The organism is Streptomyces venezuelae (assembly GCF_008642375.1).
Classification (GTDB): domain Bacteria; phylum Actinomycetota; class Actinomycetes; order Streptomycetales; family Streptomycetaceae; genus Streptomyces; species Streptomyces venezuelae_G.
Map to the genome: position 1 here is coordinate 2,779,275 of NZ_CP029194.1, position 19,040 is coordinate 2,798,314.

Genomic DNA, 19,040 nt, shown 5'->3' on the forward strand with positions numbered 1-19,040 from the left:
GTGACGCCTGGATCACACAGCTGCTTCACAGACGGTGACGCCCCCGGGGAGCACGCACAGCGGCCCGCCCGGGGGATCGCACCCGGGTGTCACACCCGGGGCAGCGACTCCGCGGCGAGGCCGCCCTCGATGGCGAGGATGCGGTGGAGCCGGGTGGCCACGAGCAGTCGCTGCATCTGGGGCGGTACCCCGCGCAGGACGAGGCGCCGGCCGCAGCGGCCGGCCCTCCGGTGAGCGCCCATGATCACGCCGAGTCCGGTGGCGTCCCAGGAGTCGAGGCCGGTCAGGTCGAGTACGAGATCGCCGACTCCGTCGTCGACGGCCGAGTGCAGGACCGTACGGGCGTCCGCCGCGCTCCGGACGTCGAGGCGGCCCCCGACGACCAGCTCGACATGGTCGCCCCTGATGTGCATATGCGCTCCCCGAGAGTGCTCCGTCTTCGCAACAACTGACTGCCGCACTGGCAGATACGTTGCGCCTTGTCAGCGAACCGATACCGAAATTCACCCCACGGGGTGAGGCGGGGTGGCGGGTACGGCTCAGTACTTGTAGAAGCCCTGCCCGCTCTTGCGGCCGATGTCACCCGCGTCCACCATCCGGCGCATCGCTTCGGGCACCGCGAACTTCTCGTCCTGCGACTCCGTGTAGATGTTGTTGGCCGCGTTCACCAGGATGTCGATGCCGGTGAGGTCGGCGGTGGCGAGCGGGCCCATGGCGTGGCCGAAGCCGAGCTTGCAGGCGATGTCGATGTCCTCGGCGGTGGCGACGCCGGACTCGTGGAGCTTGGCGGCCTCGACGACGAGGGCCGAGATGAGGCGCGTGGTGACGAAGCCGGCCACGTCGCGGTTGACGACGATGCAGGTCTTGCCGACGGACTCGGCGAACTCCCGTGCGGCGGCGAGGGTCTCGTCGCTGGTCTTGTAACCGCGGACGAGCTCGACGAGCTGCATCATCGGGACCGGCGAGAAGAAGTGGACGCCGACGACGGACTCGGGGCGCTCGGTCACCGCGGCGATCTTGGTGATCGGGATCGCGGAGGTGTTGGAGGCGAGGACCGCGCCGTCCTTGACGACCTTGTCGAGCGAGCGGAAGATCTCGTGCTTCACGTCGAGGTTCTCGAAGACGGCCTCGACGACGATGTCGGCGTCGGCGACGGCCTCGAGCTCGGTGGTGGCGGTGATCCGGCCGAGGGCGGCCTCGGCGTCGGCCGCGTCCAGCCTGCCCTTGGCGACGAAGCGGTCGTACGACGCCTTGATGCCGTCGGTGCCGCGGGTGAGCGCGGCGTCGGTGACGTCACGCAGGACGACGTCCCAGCCCGCCTGTGCCGAGACCTGCGCGATGCCGGATCCCATGAGTCCGGCCCCGATGACGGCGAGCTTCCTGGCCACGATGTTCCACCCCTTAACGCCTGTTCACTTCTGACTCTCCGGCGGAGATTAGCGGGCCCGGGGCGCCATGTGACCGCTAAGTAACGCGCGTCACGCCCTCTTTGACGGACGTCACACTCGCGACACCTCTTCCCCGCGCCAATCCGGTCGCGCAATACCCCCCGGGGGTATAACGTCTTCGACGTCCCCGGCGATCAAAGACCCGGAACCGAGGCCCGGAACCGAGGCCCGGAACCGAGGCCCGGAGCCGAGGCCCGGAGCCGAGGCCTGGAGAGGAGGTGCCGTCATCCGTCCGTACGCTCCCGGAACCGTCCCCGCACCCCTGCTGCTCCTGACCGGCATGGTCAGTCTGCAGTTCGGGTCCGCCTTCGCGAAACGCCTTTTCGAGGCAATCGGCCCGGCCGGCGCGACCTTGTTGCGCCTGCTCATCGCGGCCGCCCTGCTCTGCCTGCTGTCCCGGCCCGCACCGCGGCTGCTCAAGGCCCACTGGCGGCTGCTGCTCCCCTACGGCACCGTCTTCACCGTGATGCAGTTCGCCTTCTACGAGGCGACCTCCCGGCTGCCGCTCGGCGTGGTCGTGACGCTCGAGTTCAGCGGGCCGTTGCTGCTCGCCGCACTCACCGCGCGGCGCGCGCGCGACCGGTTCTGGGTGGTCGTCGCGGCCGTCGGGCTGCTCGTCCTCGGCGGGACGCGGGGCATGGACGATCCGGTCGGCCTCGCCGCGAGCCTGCTCACCGGCGCGGCGCTGACCGGCTACATCCTGCTCGGCGCCCGGGTGGGCCGCGCCGTGCCCGGCGGCTCCGGTCTGGCGCTCGGCATGACCGTGGCCGCCGTCCTCGCGCTGCCCACCGCCCCCGTGCTCGGGCTGCCCTCACCGGGCGTCCTGCTCGAACCGGAGGTGCTCGGGGCCGCGCTGGCGGTGGCGGTCCTGACGACCGTCGTCCCCTTCTCGCTGGAGTTCGCCGCGCTGCAGCGGATGCCGCCCCGGGTCTTCGCCGTGCTGGCCACGGTGGAGCCGGTCATCGCGGCCCTCGTGGGCCTCGCCCTCCTCGGCGAGCGGCTCTCCCCCGCCCAATGGGCCGCCGTGCTCTGCGTGGTGGCCGCCGCCTTCGGCACGGCCCGCCGGTCGACCGCACCCGCGGCGACCTCACCCGAGGACACCCCCGCACCAACCGATCGAACCCCTTCACGTTCACGGAAGAACGGAATGCACAGATGACCACCCTCACCACCTCACGGAAGCCCGCCGTCCCGCCACGGGTCGCGCCCCTCCTGGAAACCGTCAGTACCTCGACCCGCTCGGCGTTACTCGTCGCGGGCGGCTACTTCGAATCGACCGCCGGCATCGGGGAGTTCTCGCTGAGCTCCCTGACCCTGGCGCTGGAGACCGGAGCCGCCGCCCGCCGTCTGCACCGGGGCAACAAGGTCCTGTACGACGTGATCGTCAACGACCTCGGCATGTCCTGTTCCGACGACGTCTGTACGCTGCCGGCCGCCGGACCCGCCACGACCGACGTCACCCCGCTCACCGCCATGGCCACCGCCGCGGGGACCTCCCTCACCGTCACCCGCGAGCGCACCCTGCGCAATCGCGCCGCACGCGCCATGAAGCGCAGGCTGCGCGAACCGGCGGAGCACCCGCTGTTCGTCCGCGACGGGGACGAGATCCTCTTCCGTTCCCGCCAGTACGAGAAGGTGCTCGCCGGGGTCGTCAAGGACGACCACGTCGTCCCGCGCTGTCCGCTGATCGTCGCCGAGTACTTCGCTCGCTACTTCGCCCGTCTGCGGGCCGCCTTCCCCGACTGCGCCCACCGCCATGTGATCGACATCAACTCGCTCGCCGACCGGGACAAGGTGACGAAGGGCGCCGAGATCTACCTCCGTACGCAGGCGGGCCCCGACGAGGAGATCGTGCTCGTCTTCGCCGACGCGGCCTGCGCCGATCCGATCGCCCTGCCCTACACCGCGTACGACTTCTGACAGGGAGTACTGGCATGGCCACGATCTATCTCGACCACCAGGCCACGACTCCGCCCGACCCGGCGGTCGTCGAGGCGATGACCTTCGCCGCCACCCACTGCTACGCCAATCCGGCCAGCCCGCACGCCGCCGGGATCCGCGCCTTCCGCGAGATCGAGCGGGTGCGCGGGGCCGTCGCCCGGCTCATCGGGGCCGCCCGCAGCGAGATCTGCTTCACGTCGGGCGCGACGGAGGGCAACAACCTCGCGATCAAGGGGGTCGTCACGCCCGGCGGGCGGCGCCATGTGGTGACCACGGCGGTGGAGCACAAGTCCGTCCTCGACAGCTGCCGTTCCCTGAGAACCGCGGGGCACGAGGTGACCGTGCTGCCCGTCGACGCCGAGGGCCGGGTCTCCGCGCGCCAGGTGGCGGCGGCGCTCCGGCCGGACACCGCGCTGGTCTCCGTGATGCTGGCGAACAACGAGATCTCCACCGTCCAGCCGGTGGCGGAGATCGGCGCGGTCACGCGGGCCGCCGGTGTGCCCCTGCACTGCGACGCGACGCAGGGCGTGGGCTCGCTGCCCGTCGACGTCCGGGCGCTCGGGGTCGACCTCCTCACCTTCTCGGGGCACAAGATCTACGGGCCTAAGGGCGTGGGCGCGCTGTACGTCTCCAACGACCTGTCGGACCGCGCCCCGTTGGCGCCTCTCCTGCACGGGGGCGGCCAGGAGCGCGGGCTGCGCGCGGGCACCGTCAACACGACCGCCGTCATCGGTCTCGGCGCGGCCGTCGGTGTGCTCACGGCGTGCCGCGAGGAGGAGTCCGCCCGGCTGGCCGGCCTGCGGGAGCGGTTCCTGTCCACGCTCGCCGAGCTGGTCCCGTACGAGCTGAACAGCGGCACGGGCCCGGGGTTCCTGCCGCACGCGGTGAACCTGTCCTTCGAGGGCGCGGACGCCCAGCAACTGCTCCTGGAGGTCACGGACATCGCCGTGTCGACGGGCTCGGCCTGCAACAGTGCGGCGCAGGAGCCCTCGCACGTCCTCACGGCGACCGGTCTGTCGCCGGAGCGGATCCGGGGCAGCATCCGGGTGGCCCTCGGCCGCTTCACCACCGAGGAGGACGTCGTCCGCGCGGCCCACGCGCTGGCGGCCGGCGTGTCGAGCCGGGCGGTCCGGGTCGCCTGACCGCCGTGAGTCCGGCCTGACCGGAAAGGCGGCTCCCAGGGGCCCGTTCCGGCGGGCCGGGCCCCTGGACGTCTCGCTCAGCCCTCGCGCACCGCGTACGTCAGGACCTTCTCGCCGAGCAGTTCCTCGATCTCGTCGAGGAGGACGAGGGCCTCACGGGAGACGGTCGTCGCCTTGCGCCCCGCGGTCATCTCGCGGGTGATGTAGGCGACGACCGTGCTCTCGATCCAGGCGAGCTGGCCGCCGACGAGCAGCGGCAGCGGGTCGTCGTCCGCGGCCCCGGTCTCCTCGCGCAGGGTGGCGACGACGGCGTCGTGGACCTGCTGCTGCACGTGGAAGAGCCGGGCCTTGAGGGTGGGGGCGTGCTCGATGACGTTCATGAAGGCGTCGAAGCCGTCCATGAGTCCGTACGCGGGCGAGACGGCGCCGATGTCCTGGCGCAGCGCGCGCAGGACCGCCGCGGCGGCGGACTCGCCCCGGTCGCGGCCGCGGATCATCCGGGCGAGGCGCTGGGTGACGCCGTCCATCCGGTCGAGGAAGAGGTCCTCCTTGGCCGGGAAGTAGTTGTAGACGGTGTTGACGGAGACGTCCGCCGCCTCGGCGACGTCGGCGACGGTCACGGTCACGAAGCCGTGCTCCAGGAAGAGCCCGGTCGCGATGTCCGAGATCCGCTGCTTCGTCTCGCGCTTCTTGCGTTCCCTGAGTCCCTCGGCCATGCCCACATCCTAGGCTCCCTGAAATTTTGGACCATGCGAAAACTTGGTGGCATTGCAAAATTTCAGTGACTCTGTTTTTGTGGTCGTCATGCCCATCATCAGCACGGCCGGGCTCGCCCGGACCTTCACCGGCAAGCACGGGCCCGTGGAGGCCGTCCGCGGGATCGACCTGACCGTCAGGCCAGGCGAGATCCTCGGACTCCTCGGACCCAACGGCGCCGGCAAGACGACCACCCTGCGCATGCTCACGACCCTGCTCCCGCCCACCGCCGGCGTCGCCACCGTCGCCGGCCACGACCTCGTCAAGGACCCCGCGGCCGTACGCCGCCGCATCGGGTACGTCGCTCAGTCCGGCGGCCTCGACCCCCAGGAGACGGCCCGCTCCGAGCTCGTCCTCCAGGGCAGGCTCTACGGCCTCGACCGGACCCGCGCGTCCGCGCGCGCCGAGGAGCTCGCGGTCGACCTCGACCTCACCGAACTCCTCGATCGGCCGACCCCGGCGCTCTCCGGCGGCCAGCGCCGCCGCCTCGACCTCGCGATGGGTCTCACCCACCGGCCGGAGATCCTCTTCCTCGACGAACCGACGACCGGCCTCGACCCCGCCAGCCGCACGGACCTGTGGGCCCTGGTGCGGCGGCTGCGCGACGAGCACGGCACGACCGTCGTCCTCACCACCCACTACCTGGACGAGGCCGACGCCCTCGCCGACCGCATCGTGATCGTGGACAAGGGCACGGTCGTCGCCGAGGGAAGCCCCGCCGCCCTCAAGGCCGCCCACGGCGCCGCCACCCTCCAGGACGCCTTCCTCGCCATCACCGGGCGCGGCCCCGCCCCCGTCGACACCACCCCCGTAGCCGTCTAGGACCCCTGATGCTTCTCCACGACACCGCGCTGCTCTTCGGGCGTTACGCCCGCCAGACCCTGCGCTCCCCGTTCCAGATCTTCTTCGGCGCCCTGATGCCGCTGCTCTACCTCTTCTTCTTCGGCCCCCTGCTGACCGGTCTCCCGCTGGGCCGGGAGGGCGACTCCTGGCAGATCCTCGTTCCCGGCCTGCTGCTCCAACTCGGCCTCTTCGGAGCCTCGTTCGCCGGATTCTCGATCATCATGGAGAAGAGCTGGGGCGTGTTCGACCGGATGCGGGTCACGCCCGTGAGCCGGCTGGCCCTGCTGCTCGGACGGGTCCTGCGCGACGCCGCGCTCTTCGTCTTCCAGGCGGTGCTGCTCGTCGTCGTGGCCGTCCCGATGGGACTGCGGGCCCCGCTCGCCGGGATCCTGGCCGGCTTCGGCTTCGTCGCCCTGCTCTCGGCGGCGCTCGCCTCGCTCTCGTACGCGCTGGCGCTGAAGCTGCCGAGCCCGCAGGAGTTCGGCCCCGCGATCAACACGCTCGCGATGCCGGCGATGCTGCTGTCGGGCCTGATGCTGCCGATGGCCCTCGCCCCCGGCTGGCTGGACGTGCTCTCGCGCCTCACGCCGTTCCGCTATCTGGTGGACGCGGTCCGGGAGGCGTACATCGGCCACTACACGACACCGGCCATGCTGTACGGGGTGCTCGTCGCCCTCGGACTGACGGCGCTCGCCGTGACGGTCGGCACACGGACGTTCCGAAGCGCCGGTGCCTAACTAGGCTGGGCCCATGGTCAATCTGACGCGCATCTACACCCGTACCGGCGACCAGGGCACCACGGCCCTCGGTGACATGAGCCGGACCGCCAAGACGGATCTGCGGATCTCGGCCTACGCCGACGCCAACGAGGCCAACGCCGCCATCGGCACGGCCATCGCGCTCGGGCAGCTGGACGAGGAGGTCGTGAAGGTCCTCGTCCGCATCCAGAACGACCTGTTCGACGTGGGCGCCGACCTCTGCACGCCCGTGGTCGAGGACCCGAAGTACCCGCCGCTGCGCGTCGAGCAGGCGTACGTCGACAAGCTGGAGGCCGACTGCGACCGCTTTCTGGAGGAACTGGAGAAGCTGCGCTCCTTCATCCTGCCGGGCGGCACGCCCGGTGCGGCTCTGCTGCACCAGGCGTGCACGGTGGTCCGTCGGGCGGAGCGCTCCACGTGGGCGGCCCTGGAGGTGCACGGCGAGACGATGAACGCCCTGACCGCCACGTACCTCAACCGGCTATCGGATCTGCTCTTCATCCTGGCCCGGACGGCGAACAAGGAGGTCGGGGACGTGCTCTGGGTCCCGGGCGGCGACCGCTGATCCGTCCTTCCGGCCCGCCGGTCCGTCCTTGCGGGCCGCCGATCCGTCCTTGCGGGCCGGTTCGCCGCCCTCGGCGGGAGCCTCGCCCTCCGGTGCCTTCCTCGGCCAGATCGCGTAGGTGAGCGCGATCAGGCCGTGGATGCCGACCAGCCGCCAGATGCCGCCGACCGAGGCCTCCAGCTTCGAGGTGTCGCCGTCGCCGCCGACGTACCAGATCGCGGCGAGCAGGAGGCCGGTCGCCACGGAGGCCATCACCACCGAGCCGAGCCAGATCCGCCCCTCGTGGTGGGCGCGCGCCATGCCGTACTTCGGCGCCTTCACGGGGGGCGGGCCGCCGCCGAACCGGTGGGCGGCGTGGCCGTCGAGCCACTTCACCGTGCGGTGGCCGTGGCCCACGGTGTAGCCGATGTAGAGGGCGGCGAGGCTGTGCCGCCAGGCCGGTTCCGCGCCGTTCTTGAGGTCCATCGCGGTGACGACGAGAAGCAGGATCTCCAGGAGCGGCTCGCACAGCAGCAGGGCCATGCCCAGTCTGGGCATCCGCAGCACATAGCGGGCACCGAGTCCGGCGGCGAGCAGGACCCAGAACCCGACCTCGCAGACGACGATCAGCGTGACGATCACGACGGTTCCCCTTTCCGTTCCCCTTCAGCGTCCCGTGGGATCCGGCCGCGTTCGTCGTCGTCGGTGACGAAGTACGCCTACATCCTTCGACGGAGGGACGGATCGGCCCGGACGAGGAGGCCGGGGCCGGCAGGGGCGTGTTGGATGAGTACGTGACACTCCCCCGCCCGCACCGCCTCGACCTGTTCATCGCCCTCTCGGGGTTCGCCTGCGGCGTGCTCCTCTGGTCCTTCGGGCTGTACACGACGGGCGACCGCATCCTCGACCAGCGGTGGGCGGCACTGGTGCCGCTCACGGTGATGGCCTCGATGGAGGCGCTGCGGCGGACCCTGCCGCAGACGGCACTGATCGTCGGGACCCTCGCGCTGGTCGCGGACCAGTTCACCAACGGGAACCTGGTGACGGTCCTGATGTTCACGGACATCGTCTACGCGGCCGTCGTGTACGGCTCGCCCGCCGTCGCCCGCCGCGTCCCGTACAGCACCGGGCTGATCACGGTCGCCGTGACGGTCGGCTTCCTCGTCTGGTGGCAGAACGCGGTCGCCCTGCTCATCGGGGTCATCACGGGCATGATCTCCTTCATGCCCGCGGTGACGGGCTCCATCGTGCGCAACCACCGGGAGGCCGCGGAGGCGGCCCGGCTGCGCGCCGAGCAGACCGCGCTGCTCGCCGAGATGGACCGGACGCAGGCCGTGGTGGCCGAGCGGTCCCGGATGGCACGCGAGCTGCACGACATGGTGGCGAACCACCTCTCCGCCATCGCGATCCACTCCACGGCCGCGCTCTCGCTCGACGAGCCGGCCACGACCCGGCAGGCGCTGACCGTGATCCGGGAGAACAGCGTCGCGGGTCTGGCCGAGATGCGGCGGCTCATCGGCCTGCTGCGGGACAGCGGCGGGGACACGGAGCCCGCCGCCGCGCCCACGCTCGCCGGTCTGGACGCGCTGGTGGCCCAGTCCGCGGCCAACGCCGAGCCGAGCGGCCTCGCCCTCGTCCTCGACGACACGCGGCAGAGCCCGACGGCCCTCCCTGCGCCGGTGGAGCTGGCCGCGTACCGGATCGTGCAGGAGTCCCTGACGAACGCGCTCAAGCACGCGGCGCCCGGAAAGGTGCGGGTGACCCTGGGCCAGGATCCGGGCGCGCTGTGGATCGAGGTGACGAGCCCGTACGGCGAGCGCTCCGGACCGACCGCGCCCGGTTCGGGGGCGGGCCTGGTGGGGATGCGGGAGCGGGTGGCCCTGCTCGACGGCGTCATCGAGGCGGGCCCGGTATCGGACGACGGCGGACGGAAGACCTGGCGGGTCCGGGCGGAACTGCCCGTGGGCGCGAGCGACGAGGAGCGGACATGACGGTACGGACGGGCGGGGAGCGGACATGACGGTGCGGGTGCTGGTCGCCGAGGACCAGAGCGCGGTACGGGCGGGACTCGTCCTGATCCTGGGCAGCGCCCCGGACATCGAGGTGATCGGGGAGGCCGCGGACGGGGAGCGGGCGGTGGAGCTGGCCCGCGAGCTGCGCCCGGACCTGGTCCTGATGGATGTGCAGATGCCGCGGATGGACGGGGTGACGGCGACCGGGATCGTCGTCTCGGAGGGGCTCGCGGACGTCCTCGTCCTGACCACCTTCGATCTCGACGAGTACGTGTTCGGCGCGCTGCGCGCGGGCGCCTCGGGCTTCCTGCTGAAGAGCGCGGAGGCGCGGGAGCTGATCGAGGCGGTGCGGACGGTGGCGCGCGGCGAGGGACTCATCGCCCCGGCGGTGACCCGGCGGCTGATCGCCGAGTTCGCCACGACGGGCCGCCCGGCGCGGCCGTCGGCCAAGGCGGACCCGGCGGTGCTCGACGCCCTGACGCCCCGGGAGCGGGAGGTGCTGTCGGCGCTGGGCGGCGGGCTGTCGAACGCCGAGATCGCGGTACGCCTCGACATGGCGGAGGCGACGGTGAAGACGCACGTCAGCAAGGTGCTGAGCAAGCTGGCGCTGCGCAGCAGGGTCCAAGCGGCGGTCCTGGCACAGGAGTTGGGCGTCTAGACGAACTCGGCGACGTTGGTCTGGACCTCTTGACGATTGGTCCAGACCTTCCTACGCTCGCGGGGCGCGCGCATCTTCACGGACCACCCCCACCTTGTCCGTCCGCAACTTGAGGAGCACCGTTGAGCACTCAAGCACCGACGCGCAGAACAGGGTTCAGACATCGGGCCGCCGCCGGCCTGACCGCCCTGATCCTGCCGCTGGCCGCCATGGTCGGCCTCGCGAGCCCCGCCGAAGCGGCCACCTCGGCCACGGCGACCTACACCAAGACGTCCGACTGGGGCACCGGCTTCGGCGCCAACTGGACCGTCAAGAACACCGGCACCACCACCATCACCTCCTGGACCGTCGAGTGGGACTACCCCGCCGGCACCGCCGTCACCTCCGCCTGGGACGCCACCGTCACCAGCTCCGGCACCCACTGGACCGCCAAGAACGTCGGCTGGAACGGGACCCTCGCACCCGGCGCCTCCGTCTCCTTCGGCTACAACGGATCCGGCCCCGGCGCTCCCACCGGCTGCAAGATCAACGGCGCCGCCTGCGACGGCACCTCCCAGCCGGGCGACAACGCCCCCTCCGCCCCCGGCACCCCGGTCGCCTCCAACATCACCGACACCTCGGTGAAGCTGACCTGGACCGCCGCGAACGACGACAAGGGCATCAAGAACTACGACGTCCTGCGCGACGGCACGAAGGTCGCCACGGTCACCGGCCTCACCCACACCGACCAGGGCCTGACCGCCGGCACCGACTACAGCTACACGGTCGTCGCCCGCGACACCATCGACCAGACCGGCCCGGCCGCCGGCCCGGTCCCCGTCCGCACCACCGGCGGGGACGGCACCCCGCCCCCGAACGTGGTGAAGATGGGCTACTTCACGAACTGGGGCGTCTACGGCCGCAATTACCACGTGAAGAACATCGTGACCTCGGGCTCCGCGTCCAAGATCACCCACATCAACTACGCGTTCGGCAACGTCACGGGCGGCAAGTGCACCATCGGTGACGCCTACGCCGACTACGACAAGGCCTACACCGCCGACCAGTCCGTGGACGGCGTCGCCGACACCTGGGACCAGCCGCTGCGCGGCAACTTCAACCAGCTGCGCAAGCTGAAGAAGGCCTACCCGAACATCAAGATCCTCTGGTCCTTCGGCGGCTGGACCTGGTCCGGCGGCTTCGGCCAGGCCGTCCAGAACCCGGCCGCCTTCGCCCAGTCCTGCTACGACCTGGTCGAGGACCCGCGCTGGGCCGACGTCTTCGACGGCATCGACCTGGACTGGGAGTACCCGAACGCCTGCGGCCTCTCCTGCGACACCAGCGGTGCGGCCTCCTTCAAGAACATGATGCAGGCCATGCGCGCCAAGTTCGGTGCCAACAACCTGGTCACCGCGGCCGTCACGGCCGACGCCTCCGCCGGCGGCAAGATCGACGCCGCCGACTACGCGGGCGCCGCGCAGTACATGAACTGGTTCAACGTCATGACGTACGACTTCTTCGGCGCCTGGGCGGCGAAGGGCCCGACGGCCCCGCACTCCCCGCTCACCTCCTACGCCGGCATCCCGCAGGCGGGCTTCAACTCCGCCGAGGCGATCGCCAAGTTCAAGGCGAAGGGCATCCCCGCCAACAAGCTCCTCCTCGGCATCGGCTTCTACGGCCGCGGCTGGACCGGCGTCACCCAGTCCGCCCCCGGCGGCACGGCGACCGGCCCCGCGCAGGGCACGTACGAGCAGGGCATCGAGGACTACAAGGTCCTCAAGGCCTCCTGCCCGGCCAACGGCACCGTCGCGGGCACGGCGTACGCCCACTGCGGCACCAACTGGTGGAGCTACGACACCCCCGCCACCGTGAACTCGAAGATGAGCTGGGCCAAGAACCAGGGCCTCGGCGGAGCGTTCTTCTGGGAGTTCAGCGGTGACACGACCAACGGCGAGCTCGTCGGCGCCATCAACACCGGTCTGAACTGACCACGACGACCGGGGACGACGAAGCGGGGGCCGGCGCAGCACGCCGACCCCCGCTTCTTCACGTCTTACGCCACGTTCACCCTCTGGCCGGGAGGCGCCGCCTCCAGCCAGGCCATGAAACCGGTGCGGGCGTCCTCGCTCATCGCGAGCTCCAGGCGGACGCCCTCGTACATACAGGGCTGGATGACCATGTCGGAAAGGAGCGCGAGCTCCTCCTCGCCCTCGGGCATCCGCCGCTCCAGGGCCACGATGGACGAACGCTCCAGGATCCGGCGCGGGCGGGGAGCGTACGAGAAGACACGGAACCAGGCGATCTCGTCACCGCTGTAGCGGGCGACGCCGTACACCCAGCCCTTGCCGCTCGGATCCGGCTCGTCCGGGACGTTCCAGTGCAGGGAGCAGTCGAAGGTGCCGCCGGCACGCTGGATCAGCCTCCTGCGCAAGCCGAAGACGAAGAGCCCGATCACCACCAGTGCGACGACCAGGCCGCACACGAGCAGAGCGAGGAACATCTTCACCGACCTCCTCGCTGCGTCCCGTAGCCGGCGGGGCCGACCGAACCGAAATACACCTGCATCTGCATCGCCTCAGCCGCGGCACGGTCTGGACAATTCCAGCCGTGCCGCGGCTGAGGGCACTTCTACTCGGCGCGGACCGTCAGCGGACCGCTACCGCGCGCAGTCGGACATCGGCGCGCCGCTCGGCGGCGGCGTCGGAGTCCGACTTCGCACGCTCCAGCGCGCGCTCGGCGCGCTGGGCGTCGATCTCGTCCGCCAGCTCGCAGATCTCCGCGAGCAGAGACAGCTTGTCGTCGGCGAAGGAGATGAATCCGCCGTGGACGGCGGCGACGACAGTCGCGCCCTCGCTCGTACGGATGGTCACCGGGCCCGACTCCAGCACACCGAGCAGCGGCTGGTGGCCGGGCATGACGCCGATGTCGCCGGAGGTGGTACGCGCGATGACCAGGGTGGCCTCGCCGGACCAGACACTCCGGTCCGCGGCGACCAGCTCGACGTGCAGCTCAGCAGCCAAGGGTGGCTCCTCGGGTCACCACCCGGCGGTCGTGCCGGGTGTTGGGGTCAATTCTAATGGGCGTGGTGAGGGGGGCGGGACAGGATCCCGCCCCCCTCGGGAGCACGGGGCTCAGGAGACGCCAAGCTCCTTGGCGTTCTTCTTGAGGTCCTCGATGCCACCACACATGAAGAAGGCCTGCTCGGGGAAGTGGTCGTACTCACCGTCGCAGATCGCGTTGAACGCGGCGATCGACTCGTCGAGCGGAACGTCCGAACCGTCCACACCGGTGAACTGCTTCGCCGCGTGGGTGTTCTGGGACAGGAAGCGCTCGACACGGCGGGCGCGGTGGACAACGAGCTTGTCCTCCTCGCTCAGCTCGTCGATACCGAGAATCGCGATGATGTCCTGGAGGTCCTTGTACTTCTGCAGGATTCCCTTGACGCGCGTGGCGGCGTCGTAGTGGTCCTGCGCGATGTAACGCGGGTCCAGGATCCGGGACGTGGAGTCCAGCGGGTCCACGGCCGGGTAGATGCCCTTCTCGGAGATCGGACGGGAGAGAACCGTCGTCGCGTCGAGGTGGGCGAAGGTGGTGGCCGGAGCCGGGTCGGTCAGGTCGTCCGCGGGGACGTAGATCGCCTGCATCGAGGTGATCGAGTGACCACGGGTCGACGTGATGCGCTCCTGGAGGAGACCCATCTCGTCGGCCAGGTTCGGCTGGTAACCCACCGCGGAGGGCATACGGCCGAGCAGCGTGGAGACCTCGGAACCGGCCTGGGTGAAGCGGAAGATGTTGTCGATGAAGAAGAGAACATCCTGCTTCTGCACATCGCGGAAGTACTCCGCCATGGTCAGACCGGCGAGGGCCACGCGCAGACGCGTGCCCGGCGGCTCGTCCATCTGGCCGAAGACAAGCGCGGTCTTGTCCAGAACGCCGGCTTCTTCCATCTCGACCATGAGGTCGTTGCCCTCACGGGTGCGCTCGCCGACGCCCGCGAAGACCGAAACACCGTCGTGCAGCTTGGCCACACGGACGATCATTTCCTGGATCAGAACGGTCTTGCCGACACCGGCACCACCGAACAGACCGATCTTTCCACCCTTGACGTACGGGGTGAGAAGGTCGACGACCTTCAGGCCGGTCTCGAACATCTCGGTCTTGGACTCGAGCTGGTCGAAGGCCGGGGCCTTGCGGTGGATCGTCCAGCGCGGCGCGTCGGCCACGGTGGAGGCGTCGGCGTTCAGCACCTCACCGAGCGTGTTGAACACACGGCCCTTGGTGACGTCACCGACCGGGACGGTGATGCCCGCGCCCGTGTCGGTCACCGGGGCCTGGCGGACCAGACCGTCGGTGGGCTGCATCGAGATGGTGCGGACGACGCCGTCACCGAGGTGCTGGGCGACCTCGAGGGTCAGCGTCTTGGTCGCACCCTCGACAGCCGGGTCCGGAACCTGGACGTTCAGCGCGTTGTAGATCTCCGGCATCGCGTCGACGGGGAACTCCACGTCGACGACCGGGCCGATGACCCGGGCGACGCGGCCCGTGGCGGCGGCCGTCTCAACAGTGGTCGTCATTACTTGTCACTCCCCGCGGTCGCGTCGGCCAGGGCTGCGGTGCCACCGACGATCTCGCTGATTTCCTGGGTGATTTCGGCCTGGCGGGCCGCGTTGGCAAGTCGGGAGAGGTTGTTGATCAAGTCTCCCGCGTTGTCGGTCGCCGACTTCATCGCGCGGCGCGTGGCGGCGTGCTTGGAGGCAGCCGACTGGAGCAGCGCGTTGTAGATACGGCTCTCGACGTACCGGGGCAGCAGGGCGTCGAGGACGTCCTCCGCCGACGGCTCGAAGTCGTACAGCGGCCGGAGCGTGTCCGAGTCGCCGGCCTCCTTCGCCACCTCGTCGAGGCTGAGGGGCAGCAGCCGGGCCTCGACCGCCGTCTGGGTCATCATCGAGACGAACTCGGTGTAGACGATGTGGAGCTCGTCCACACCACCCTCGGCCGTGTCCTTCTCGATCGCCTCGATCAGCGGTGCCGCGATCGTCTTGGCGTCGCCGTACGACGGCTGGTCCGTGAACCCGGTCCACGAGCCGGCCAGCTTCCGCTCACGGAAGTTGTAGTGCGCGATACCACGACGGCCGACGACGTAGATCGTGACCTCGCGGCCCTCGCTCTCCAGCTTCGCCGTCAGCTTCTCCGCCGCCTTGATGGCGTTGGAGTTGAACGCGCCGGCCAGACCGCGGTCGCTCGAGAGGAGCAGAACCGCGGCGCGGACGGGGTTCTCCGCCTCGGTGGTCAGCGGGTGCTTGTCGTTCGCACCCGTGGCCACCGCCGTGACCGCGCGCGTCAGCTCGGTCGCGTACGGAGTCGACGCCTGCACCTTGCGCTGCGCCTTGACGACACGCGAGGCGGCGATCATCTCCATCGCCTTGGTGATCTTCTTCGTCGCGGTGACGGATTTGATGCGACGCTTGTAGACCCGGAGCTGCGCTCCCATGAGTCAGGTCCCTTCCGTCGTCACTTCGAGACGTTGACGGCGGCCGGAGCGTCCTCGCCCAGCAGCTTGCCGTCAGAGGTCTCGAACTGCTTCTTGAACTCCGCAATGGCGTCGGCGACGGACTGCAGCGTGTCGTCCGACATCTTGCCGCCCTCACGGATGGAGGTCATGAGGCCCGAGTGGTTCTGGCGGAGGTACGCCAGGAGCTCGGCCTCGAAGCGACGGATGTCGACGACCGGGACGTCGTCCATCTTGCCGGTGGTGCCGGCCCAGACGGAGACGACCTGGTTCTCGGTGGGCATCGGCTGGTACTGAGCCTGCTTGAGCAGCTCGACCATGCGCTGTCCACGCTCCAGCTGCGCCTTCGAGGCGGCGTCCAGGTCCGAACCGAAGGCGGCGAACGCCTCCAGCTCACGGAACTGGGCCAGGTCCACGCGGAGGCGGCCGGAGATCTGCTTCATCGCCTTGTGCTGGGCGGAGCCACCGACACGCGAGACCGAGATACCGACGTTCAGGGCCGGACGCTGGCCGGCGTTGAACAGGTCGGACTCCAGGAAGCACTGGCCGTCGGTGATGGAGATGACGTTGGTCGGGATGAACGCCGACACGTCGTTCGCCTTGGTCTCGACGATCGGGAGACCCGTCATCGAACCGGCACCGAGCTCGTCCGAGAGCTTCGCGCAGCGCTCGAGCAGACGCGAGTGCAGGTAGAAGACGTCACCCGGGTAGGCCTCACGGCCCGGCGGGCGGCGCAGCAGCAGCGACACGGCGCGGTAGGCGTCGGCCTGCTTCGACAGGTCATCGAAGACGATCAGGACGTGCTTGCCCTGGTACATCCAGTGCTGACCGATGGCGGAGCCGGTGTACGGCGCCAGGTACTTGAAGCCGGCCGGGTCGGACGCCGGGGCGGCGACGATCGTCGTGTACTCGAGCGCGCCGGCCTCTTCCAGGGCGCCGCGAACGGACGCGATGGTCGAGCCCTTCTGGCCGACGGCGACGTAGATGCAGCGAACCTGCTTGTTCACGTCGCCCGAGCGCCAGTTGTCGCGCTGGTTGATGATCGTGTCGACACACAGCGCGGTCTTGCCGGTCTGACGGTCACCGATGATCAGCTGACGCTGACCACGGCCGACCGGCGTCATGGCGTCGACGGCCTTGTAGCCGGTCTCCATCGGCTCGTGCACCGACTTACGGGCCATAACGCCCGGGGCCTGCAGCTCGAGGGCGCGGCGGCCCTCGGTCGCGATCTCGCCGAGACCGTCGATCGGGTTGCCGAGCGGGTCGACAACGCGGCCGAGGTAGCCCTCACCGACACCGACGGAGAGGACCTCGCCGGTGCGCTGCACCGACTGTCCCTCCTCGATGCCGCTGAACTCGCCGAGGACGATCGCACCGATCTCGCGCTCTTCGAGGTTCAGCGCGAGGCCGAGGGTGCCGTCCTCGAACTTCAGCAGCTCGTTCGCCATGGCCGAGGGAAGACCCTCGACCTTCGCGATGCCGTCGCCGGCCAGGCTGACCGTGCCGACCTCCTCGCGCGAGGCCGCGTCCGGCTGGTACGACTGGACAAAGTTCTCCAGTGCGTCCCGGATCTCCTCCGGCCGGATCGTGAGCTCCGCCATCTGGGTTCCCTGCTCTCCTTGTTGGGCCCGAAGTTTCTTAAGGGGTCTGGGGGCCGACCCCCAGGAATCTTCTGCAATCTCTGCACGGCCCAACCGGGCCGCTGGTGATGCTGTGATGCTTTTTTGCTGTGGTGGCTGCAGCCGTCAGCCGGCCAGTCGCCGGGTCGCCTCGCCGAGGCGCTCCGCGATGGTCCCGTTGATGACCTCGTCGCCGACCTGCACGGTGATCCCGCCGAGGACCGTCGGGTCCACGTCCAGGTTCAGGTGCATCTCCCGGCCGTACAGCTTGGCCAGTACGGCACCGAGTCGCTGCTTCTGCTGGTCGGACAGCGGCACCGCCGAGGTGACGACGGCGACCATCCGGTTCCGGCGCGCCGCGGCGAGCTTGGAGAGGGACTCGAGTCCCGCTTCCAGGCTACGTCCCCGGGGCTGGGTCACCAGACGGACGACCAGACGCTCGGTGGTCGCGTTGGCCTTGCCGCCGAGCAGGCTGCGGAGCAGCTCGCCCTTGGCGGTGGCCGTGGCGGCCTTGTCCGTCAGCGCCGAGCGGAGCTCGTGGCTGGAGGACACGATCCGGCCGAACCGGAACAGCTCGTCCTCGACGCTGTCGAGCGCGCCCGCCTTCTGCGCCGCGGTGAGGTCGGCGGTGTTCGCCAGCTCCTCGGCCGCGTCGACCAGGTCGCGCGAAGACGACCAGCGGTTGCGCACCATGCCCGAGACCAGGTCGACGGTCTCGCCGCCCACCTGACCGCTCAGGAGTCGCTGCGCGAGCTCGGCCTTGGCCTCGCCCGACTGCGCGGGGTCGGTCAGGACACGGCGCAGCGACACCTCGCGGTCGAGGAGCGCGGTGACGGCGGCCAGCTCGTCCGAGAGCTTCTTCGCGTCGACCGACGTGTTGTCGGTCAGCGCGTCGAGGGACTCACGGGCGGCGGACAGTGCCTCGCGGCTCGCTCCGTTCATCGGACGGCCTCCGCCTTCTCCTCGAGCTCGTCGAGGAAGCGGTCGATCGTCCGGCTCTGGCGGGCGACGTCCTCGAGGGACTCGCCGACCAGCTTGCCGGCCAGGTCGGTGGCGAGCTTGCCCACGTCCTGACGCAGCGACGCGGACGCGGCCTTGCGGTCGGCCTCGATCTGCGAGTGGCCGGCCGCGATGATCTCCTCGCGCTGGCGCTGGCCTTCCGCCTTCATCTCCTGGATGATCGCGGTGCCCTGCTCCGTCGCCTCCTGGCGAAGACGCGCGGCCTCGTGGCGGGCCTCGGCGAGCTGGGCCTTGTACTGCTCCAGCACACTCTGAGCCTCGATCTGGGCCGACTCGGCCTTCTCGATGCCGCCCTCGATGGCCTCGCGACGCTCGTCCAGAACCTTGTTGATGTTCGGGAGGAGCTTCTTGGCGAGGAAGCCGAAGACGATGACGAAGGCGATCAGGCCGATGACGAGCTCGTCAAGATGCGGGATCAGAGGAGGCTGGGGCTCCTCCGCCTGCGCAAGAAGCAGCGCGTTCACATCAGTGCCTTCCGTAAAAGAATCGGGCTGTCGGTCCGGCTTACTGGTAGACGAAGCCCATGACGATGCCGATGAGGGCGAGCGCCTCACAGAAGGCGAAGCCCATGATCTGGTTGGTGCGGATCAGGCCGGCAGCCTCGGGCTGGCGGGCGAGAGCCTGCGTACCGTTACCGAAGATGATGCCGACGCCGACGCCGGGGCCGATCGCGGCGAGGCCGTAGCCGATGGACGCGACGTTGCCGACGAGGGTGGTCTTGGCGGAGTCGCCGGGGGCGGCGAGGTTGACCAGTTCGAGAGCAGCGGACATGCCGTTACTTCCTTCTCTTTCAATGACCCGGTGGGGGTTG

General features: G+C 70.0%; 21 protein-coding genes. 9 read left to right on the forward strand and 12 right to left on the reverse strand.

The features are described from left to right. Nucleotides 1-89: 89 nt before the first annotated feature. On the reverse strand, nucleotides 90-413 hold the full coding sequence (locus DEJ46_RS12220) for an STAS domain-containing protein (protein WP_024761898.1): 324 nt from the start codon (nucleotides 411-413) through the stop codon (nucleotides 90-92). Nucleotides 414-539: 126 nt separating this feature from the next. After that, on the reverse strand, nucleotides 540-1,388 hold the full coding sequence (locus DEJ46_RS12225) for a 3-hydroxyacyl-CoA dehydrogenase family protein (protein ID WP_150266005.1): 849 nt from the start codon (nucleotides 1,386-1,388) through the stop codon (nucleotides 540-542). A gap of 340 nt (nucleotides 1,389-1,728) precedes the next feature. Here DEJ46_RS12225 and DEJ46_RS12230 point away from each other — a divergent pair, with 340 nt between their 5' ends. Genes DEJ46_RS12230 through DEJ46_RS12240 form a run of 3 tightly spaced genes read left to right on the forward strand, consistent with a single transcriptional unit; the run spans nucleotide 1,729 to nucleotide 4,531 of the window. Continuing rightward, nucleotides 1,729-2,607, forward strand: coding sequence for an EamA family transporter (locus DEJ46_RS12230; protein ID WP_150266007.1), 879 nt, complete (start codon nucleotides 1,729-1,731; stop codon nucleotides 2,605-2,607). After that, on the forward strand, nucleotides 2,604-3,368 hold the full coding sequence (locus DEJ46_RS12235; RefSeq protein ID WP_150266009.1) for a hypothetical protein: 765 nt from the start codon (nucleotides 2,604-2,606) through the stop codon (nucleotides 3,366-3,368). The genes DEJ46_RS12230 and DEJ46_RS12235 overlap by 4 nt, the downstream gene beginning before the upstream one ends. A gap of 14 nt (nucleotides 3,369-3,382) precedes the next feature. Then, entirely contained in the window at nucleotides 3,383-4,531 is a 1,149-nt protein-coding gene (locus DEJ46_RS12240) for a cysteine desulfurase family protein (protein ID WP_150266010.1), read from the forward strand. Between the two features lie 77 nt (nucleotides 4,532-4,608). On the opposite strand, the gene DEJ46_RS12245 is transcribed toward DEJ46_RS12240, so the two are convergent. After that, nucleotides 4,609-5,247 (reverse strand): TetR/AcrR family transcriptional regulator, encoded by a 639-nt coding sequence (locus tag DEJ46_RS12245; RefSeq protein ID WP_150266012.1) that lies wholly within the window; start codon nucleotides 5,245-5,247, stop codon nucleotides 4,609-4,611. 88 nt (nucleotides 5,248-5,335) lie between these two features. Between DEJ46_RS12245 and DEJ46_RS12250 the strand changes: the two genes are divergently transcribed. The 3 genes from DEJ46_RS12250 to DEJ46_RS12260 are packed head-to-tail and all read left to right on the forward strand — an operon-like array spanning nucleotide 5,336 to nucleotide 7,453. Then, the gene (locus DEJ46_RS12250) at nucleotides 5,336-6,109 is read left to right on the forward strand and encodes an ABC transporter ATP-binding protein (RefSeq protein ID WP_150266015.1); all 774 of its coding nucleotides are present in this window, start codon (nucleotides 5,336-5,338) and stop codon (nucleotides 6,107-6,109) included. A gap of 8 nt (nucleotides 6,110-6,117) precedes the next feature. Next, nucleotides 6,118-6,867, forward strand: a complete 750-nt coding sequence (locus DEJ46_RS12255; RefSeq protein WP_150266017.1) for an ABC transporter permease — start codon at nucleotides 6,118-6,120, stop codon at nucleotides 6,865-6,867. A gap of 13 nt (nucleotides 6,868-6,880) precedes the next feature. Beyond that, nucleotides 6,881-7,453 carry a cob(I)yrinic acid a,c-diamide adenosyltransferase gene (locus DEJ46_RS12260; protein ID WP_150266019.1) on the forward strand — a complete coding sequence of 191 codons (573 nt, stop codon included), beginning with the start codon at nucleotides 6,881-6,883 and terminating at the stop codon, nucleotides 7,451-7,453. Here the strand turns inward: DEJ46_RS12260 and DEJ46_RS12265 are convergent. Beyond that, nucleotides 7,370-8,074, reverse strand: coding sequence for a hypothetical protein (locus tag DEJ46_RS12265; RefSeq protein WP_150266021.1), 705 nt, complete (start codon nucleotides 8,072-8,074; stop codon nucleotides 7,370-7,372). The two genes, DEJ46_RS12260 and DEJ46_RS12265, sit on opposite strands and share 84 nt — an antisense overlap. A 152-nt stretch (nucleotides 8,075-8,226) precedes the next feature. Between DEJ46_RS12265 and DEJ46_RS12270 the strand changes: the two genes are divergently transcribed. The 3 genes from DEJ46_RS12270 (at nucleotide 8,227) to DEJ46_RS12280 (ending at nucleotide 12,069) form a co-directional block, all read left to right on the forward strand. Further along, nucleotides 8,227-9,423 (forward strand): sensor histidine kinase, encoded by a 1,197-nt coding sequence (locus DEJ46_RS12270; protein ID WP_150266023.1) that lies wholly within the window; start codon nucleotides 8,227-8,229, stop codon nucleotides 9,421-9,423. A gap of 25 nt (nucleotides 9,424-9,448) precedes the next feature. Then, complete coding sequence (locus tag DEJ46_RS12275) at nucleotides 9,449-10,102, forward strand: response regulator (RefSeq protein ID WP_150266025.1); 654 nt, start codon at nucleotides 9,449-9,451, stop codon at nucleotides 10,100-10,102. Nucleotides 10,103-10,224: 122 nt separating this feature from the next. Further along, nucleotides 10,225-12,069 carry a glycosyl hydrolase family 18 protein gene (locus DEJ46_RS12280; protein WP_411757745.1) on the forward strand — a complete coding sequence of 615 codons (1,845 nt, stop codon included), beginning with the start codon at nucleotides 10,225-10,227 and terminating at the stop codon, nucleotides 12,067-12,069. A 65-nt stretch (nucleotides 12,070-12,134) separates the two neighbouring features. Here DEJ46_RS12280 and DEJ46_RS12285 read toward each other — a convergent pair whose 3' ends face one another. The 8 genes from DEJ46_RS12285 to atpE form a co-directional block, all read right to left on the reverse strand. Continuing rightward, nucleotides 12,135-12,581 carry a DUF2550 domain-containing protein gene (locus DEJ46_RS12285; RefSeq protein WP_150266027.1) on the reverse strand — a complete coding sequence of 149 codons (447 nt, stop codon included), beginning with the start codon at nucleotides 12,579-12,581 and terminating at the stop codon, nucleotides 12,135-12,137. 145 nt (nucleotides 12,582-12,726) lie between these two features. Next, nucleotides 12,727-13,101 carry a F0F1 ATP synthase subunit epsilon gene (locus tag DEJ46_RS12290; RefSeq protein WP_024761909.1) on the reverse strand — a complete coding sequence of 125 codons (375 nt, stop codon included), beginning with the start codon at nucleotides 13,099-13,101 and terminating at the stop codon, nucleotides 12,727-12,729. 111 nt (nucleotides 13,102-13,212) lie between these two features. After that, nucleotides 13,213-14,655 carry a F0F1 ATP synthase subunit beta gene (gene atpD, locus DEJ46_RS12295; RefSeq protein ID WP_056644115.1) on the reverse strand — a complete coding sequence of 481 codons (1,443 nt, stop codon included), beginning with the start codon at nucleotides 14,653-14,655 and terminating at the stop codon, nucleotides 13,213-13,215. Continuing rightward, nucleotides 14,655-15,572, reverse strand: a complete 918-nt coding sequence (locus DEJ46_RS12300) for a F0F1 ATP synthase subunit gamma (RefSeq protein WP_150266029.1) — start codon at nucleotides 15,570-15,572, stop codon at nucleotides 14,655-14,657. Before DEJ46_RS12300 ends, atpD begins: the two co-directional genes overlap by 1 nt. Before the next feature lie 20 nt (nucleotides 15,573-15,592). After that, nucleotides 15,593-17,191 (reverse strand): F0F1 ATP synthase subunit alpha, encoded by a 1,599-nt coding sequence (gene atpA / locus DEJ46_RS12305; RefSeq protein ID WP_150266031.1) that lies wholly within the window; start codon nucleotides 17,189-17,191, stop codon nucleotides 15,593-15,595. A gap of 144 nt (nucleotides 17,192-17,335) precedes the next feature. Further along, nucleotides 17,336-18,151 (reverse strand): F0F1 ATP synthase subunit delta, encoded by an 816-nt coding sequence (locus tag DEJ46_RS12310; RefSeq protein ID WP_150266032.1) that lies wholly within the window; start codon nucleotides 18,149-18,151, stop codon nucleotides 17,336-17,338. Then, nucleotides 18,148-18,693, reverse strand: coding sequence for a F0F1 ATP synthase subunit B (locus DEJ46_RS12315; protein WP_150266034.1), 546 nt, complete (start codon nucleotides 18,691-18,693; stop codon nucleotides 18,148-18,150). Before DEJ46_RS12315 ends, DEJ46_RS12310 begins: the two co-directional genes overlap by 4 nt. A gap of 40 nt (nucleotides 18,694-18,733) precedes the next feature. Then, nucleotides 18,734-19,000, reverse strand: a complete 267-nt coding sequence (atpE, locus tag DEJ46_RS12320) for an ATP synthase F0 subunit C (RefSeq protein ID WP_055599282.1) — start codon at nucleotides 18,998-19,000, stop codon at nucleotides 18,734-18,736. Nucleotides 19,001-19,040: the final 40 nt, after the last annotated feature.

Excerpts from the sequence above, each read along its gene's own strand:
- DEJ46_RS12220 (WP_024761898.1), bottom strand. The coding sequence starts at position 413 with ATGCACATCAGGGGCGACCATGTCGAGCTGGTCGTCGGGGGCCGCCTC.
- DEJ46_RS12230 (WP_150266007.1), top strand. The coding sequence starts at position 1,729 with ATGGTCAGTCTGCAGTTCGGGTCCGCCTTCGCGAAACGCCTTTTCGAG.
- DEJ46_RS12235 (WP_150266009.1), top strand. The coding sequence starts at position 2,604 with ATGACCACCCTCACCACCTCACGGAAGCCCGCCGTCCCGCCACGGGTC.
- DEJ46_RS12240 (WP_150266010.1), top strand. The coding sequence starts at position 3,383 with ATGGCCACGATCTATCTCGACCACCAGGCCACGACTCCGCCCGACCCG.
- DEJ46_RS12245 (WP_150266012.1), bottom strand. The coding sequence starts at position 5,247 with ATGGCCGAGGGACTCAGGGAACGCAAGAAGCGCGAGACGAAGCAGCGG.
- DEJ46_RS12250 (WP_150266015.1), top strand. The coding sequence starts at position 5,336 with ATGCCCATCATCAGCACGGCCGGGCTCGCCCGGACCTTCACCGGCAAG.
- DEJ46_RS12255 (WP_150266017.1), top strand. The coding sequence starts at position 6,118 with ATGCTTCTCCACGACACCGCGCTGCTCTTCGGGCGTTACGCCCGCCAG.
- DEJ46_RS12260 (WP_150266019.1), top strand. The coding sequence starts at position 6,881 with ATGGTCAATCTGACGCGCATCTACACCCGTACCGGCGACCAGGGCACC.
- DEJ46_RS12275 (WP_150266025.1), top strand. The coding sequence starts at position 9,449 with ATGACGGTGCGGGTGCTGGTCGCCGAGGACCAGAGCGCGGTACGGGCG.
- DEJ46_RS12285 (WP_150266027.1), bottom strand. The coding sequence starts at position 12,581 with ATGTTCCTCGCTCTGCTCGTGTGCGGCCTGGTCGTCGCACTGGTGGTG.
- atpD (WP_056644115.1), bottom strand. The coding sequence starts at position 14,655 with ATGACGACCACTGTTGAGACGGCCGCCGCCACGGGCCGCGTCGCCCGG.
- DEJ46_RS12300 (WP_150266029.1), bottom strand. The coding sequence starts at position 15,572 with ATGGGAGCGCAGCTCCGGGTCTACAAGCGTCGCATCAAATCCGTCACC.
- atpA (WP_150266031.1), bottom strand. The coding sequence starts at position 17,191 with ATGGCGGAGCTCACGATCCGGCCGGAGGAGATCCGGGACGCACTGGAG.
- DEJ46_RS12310 (WP_150266032.1), bottom strand. The coding sequence starts at position 18,151 with ATGAACGGAGCGAGCCGCGAGGCACTGTCCGCCGCCCGTGAGTCCCTC.
- atpE (WP_055599282.1), bottom strand. The coding sequence starts at position 19,000 with ATGTCCGCTGCTCTCGAACTGGTCAACCTCGCCGCCCCCGGCGACTCC.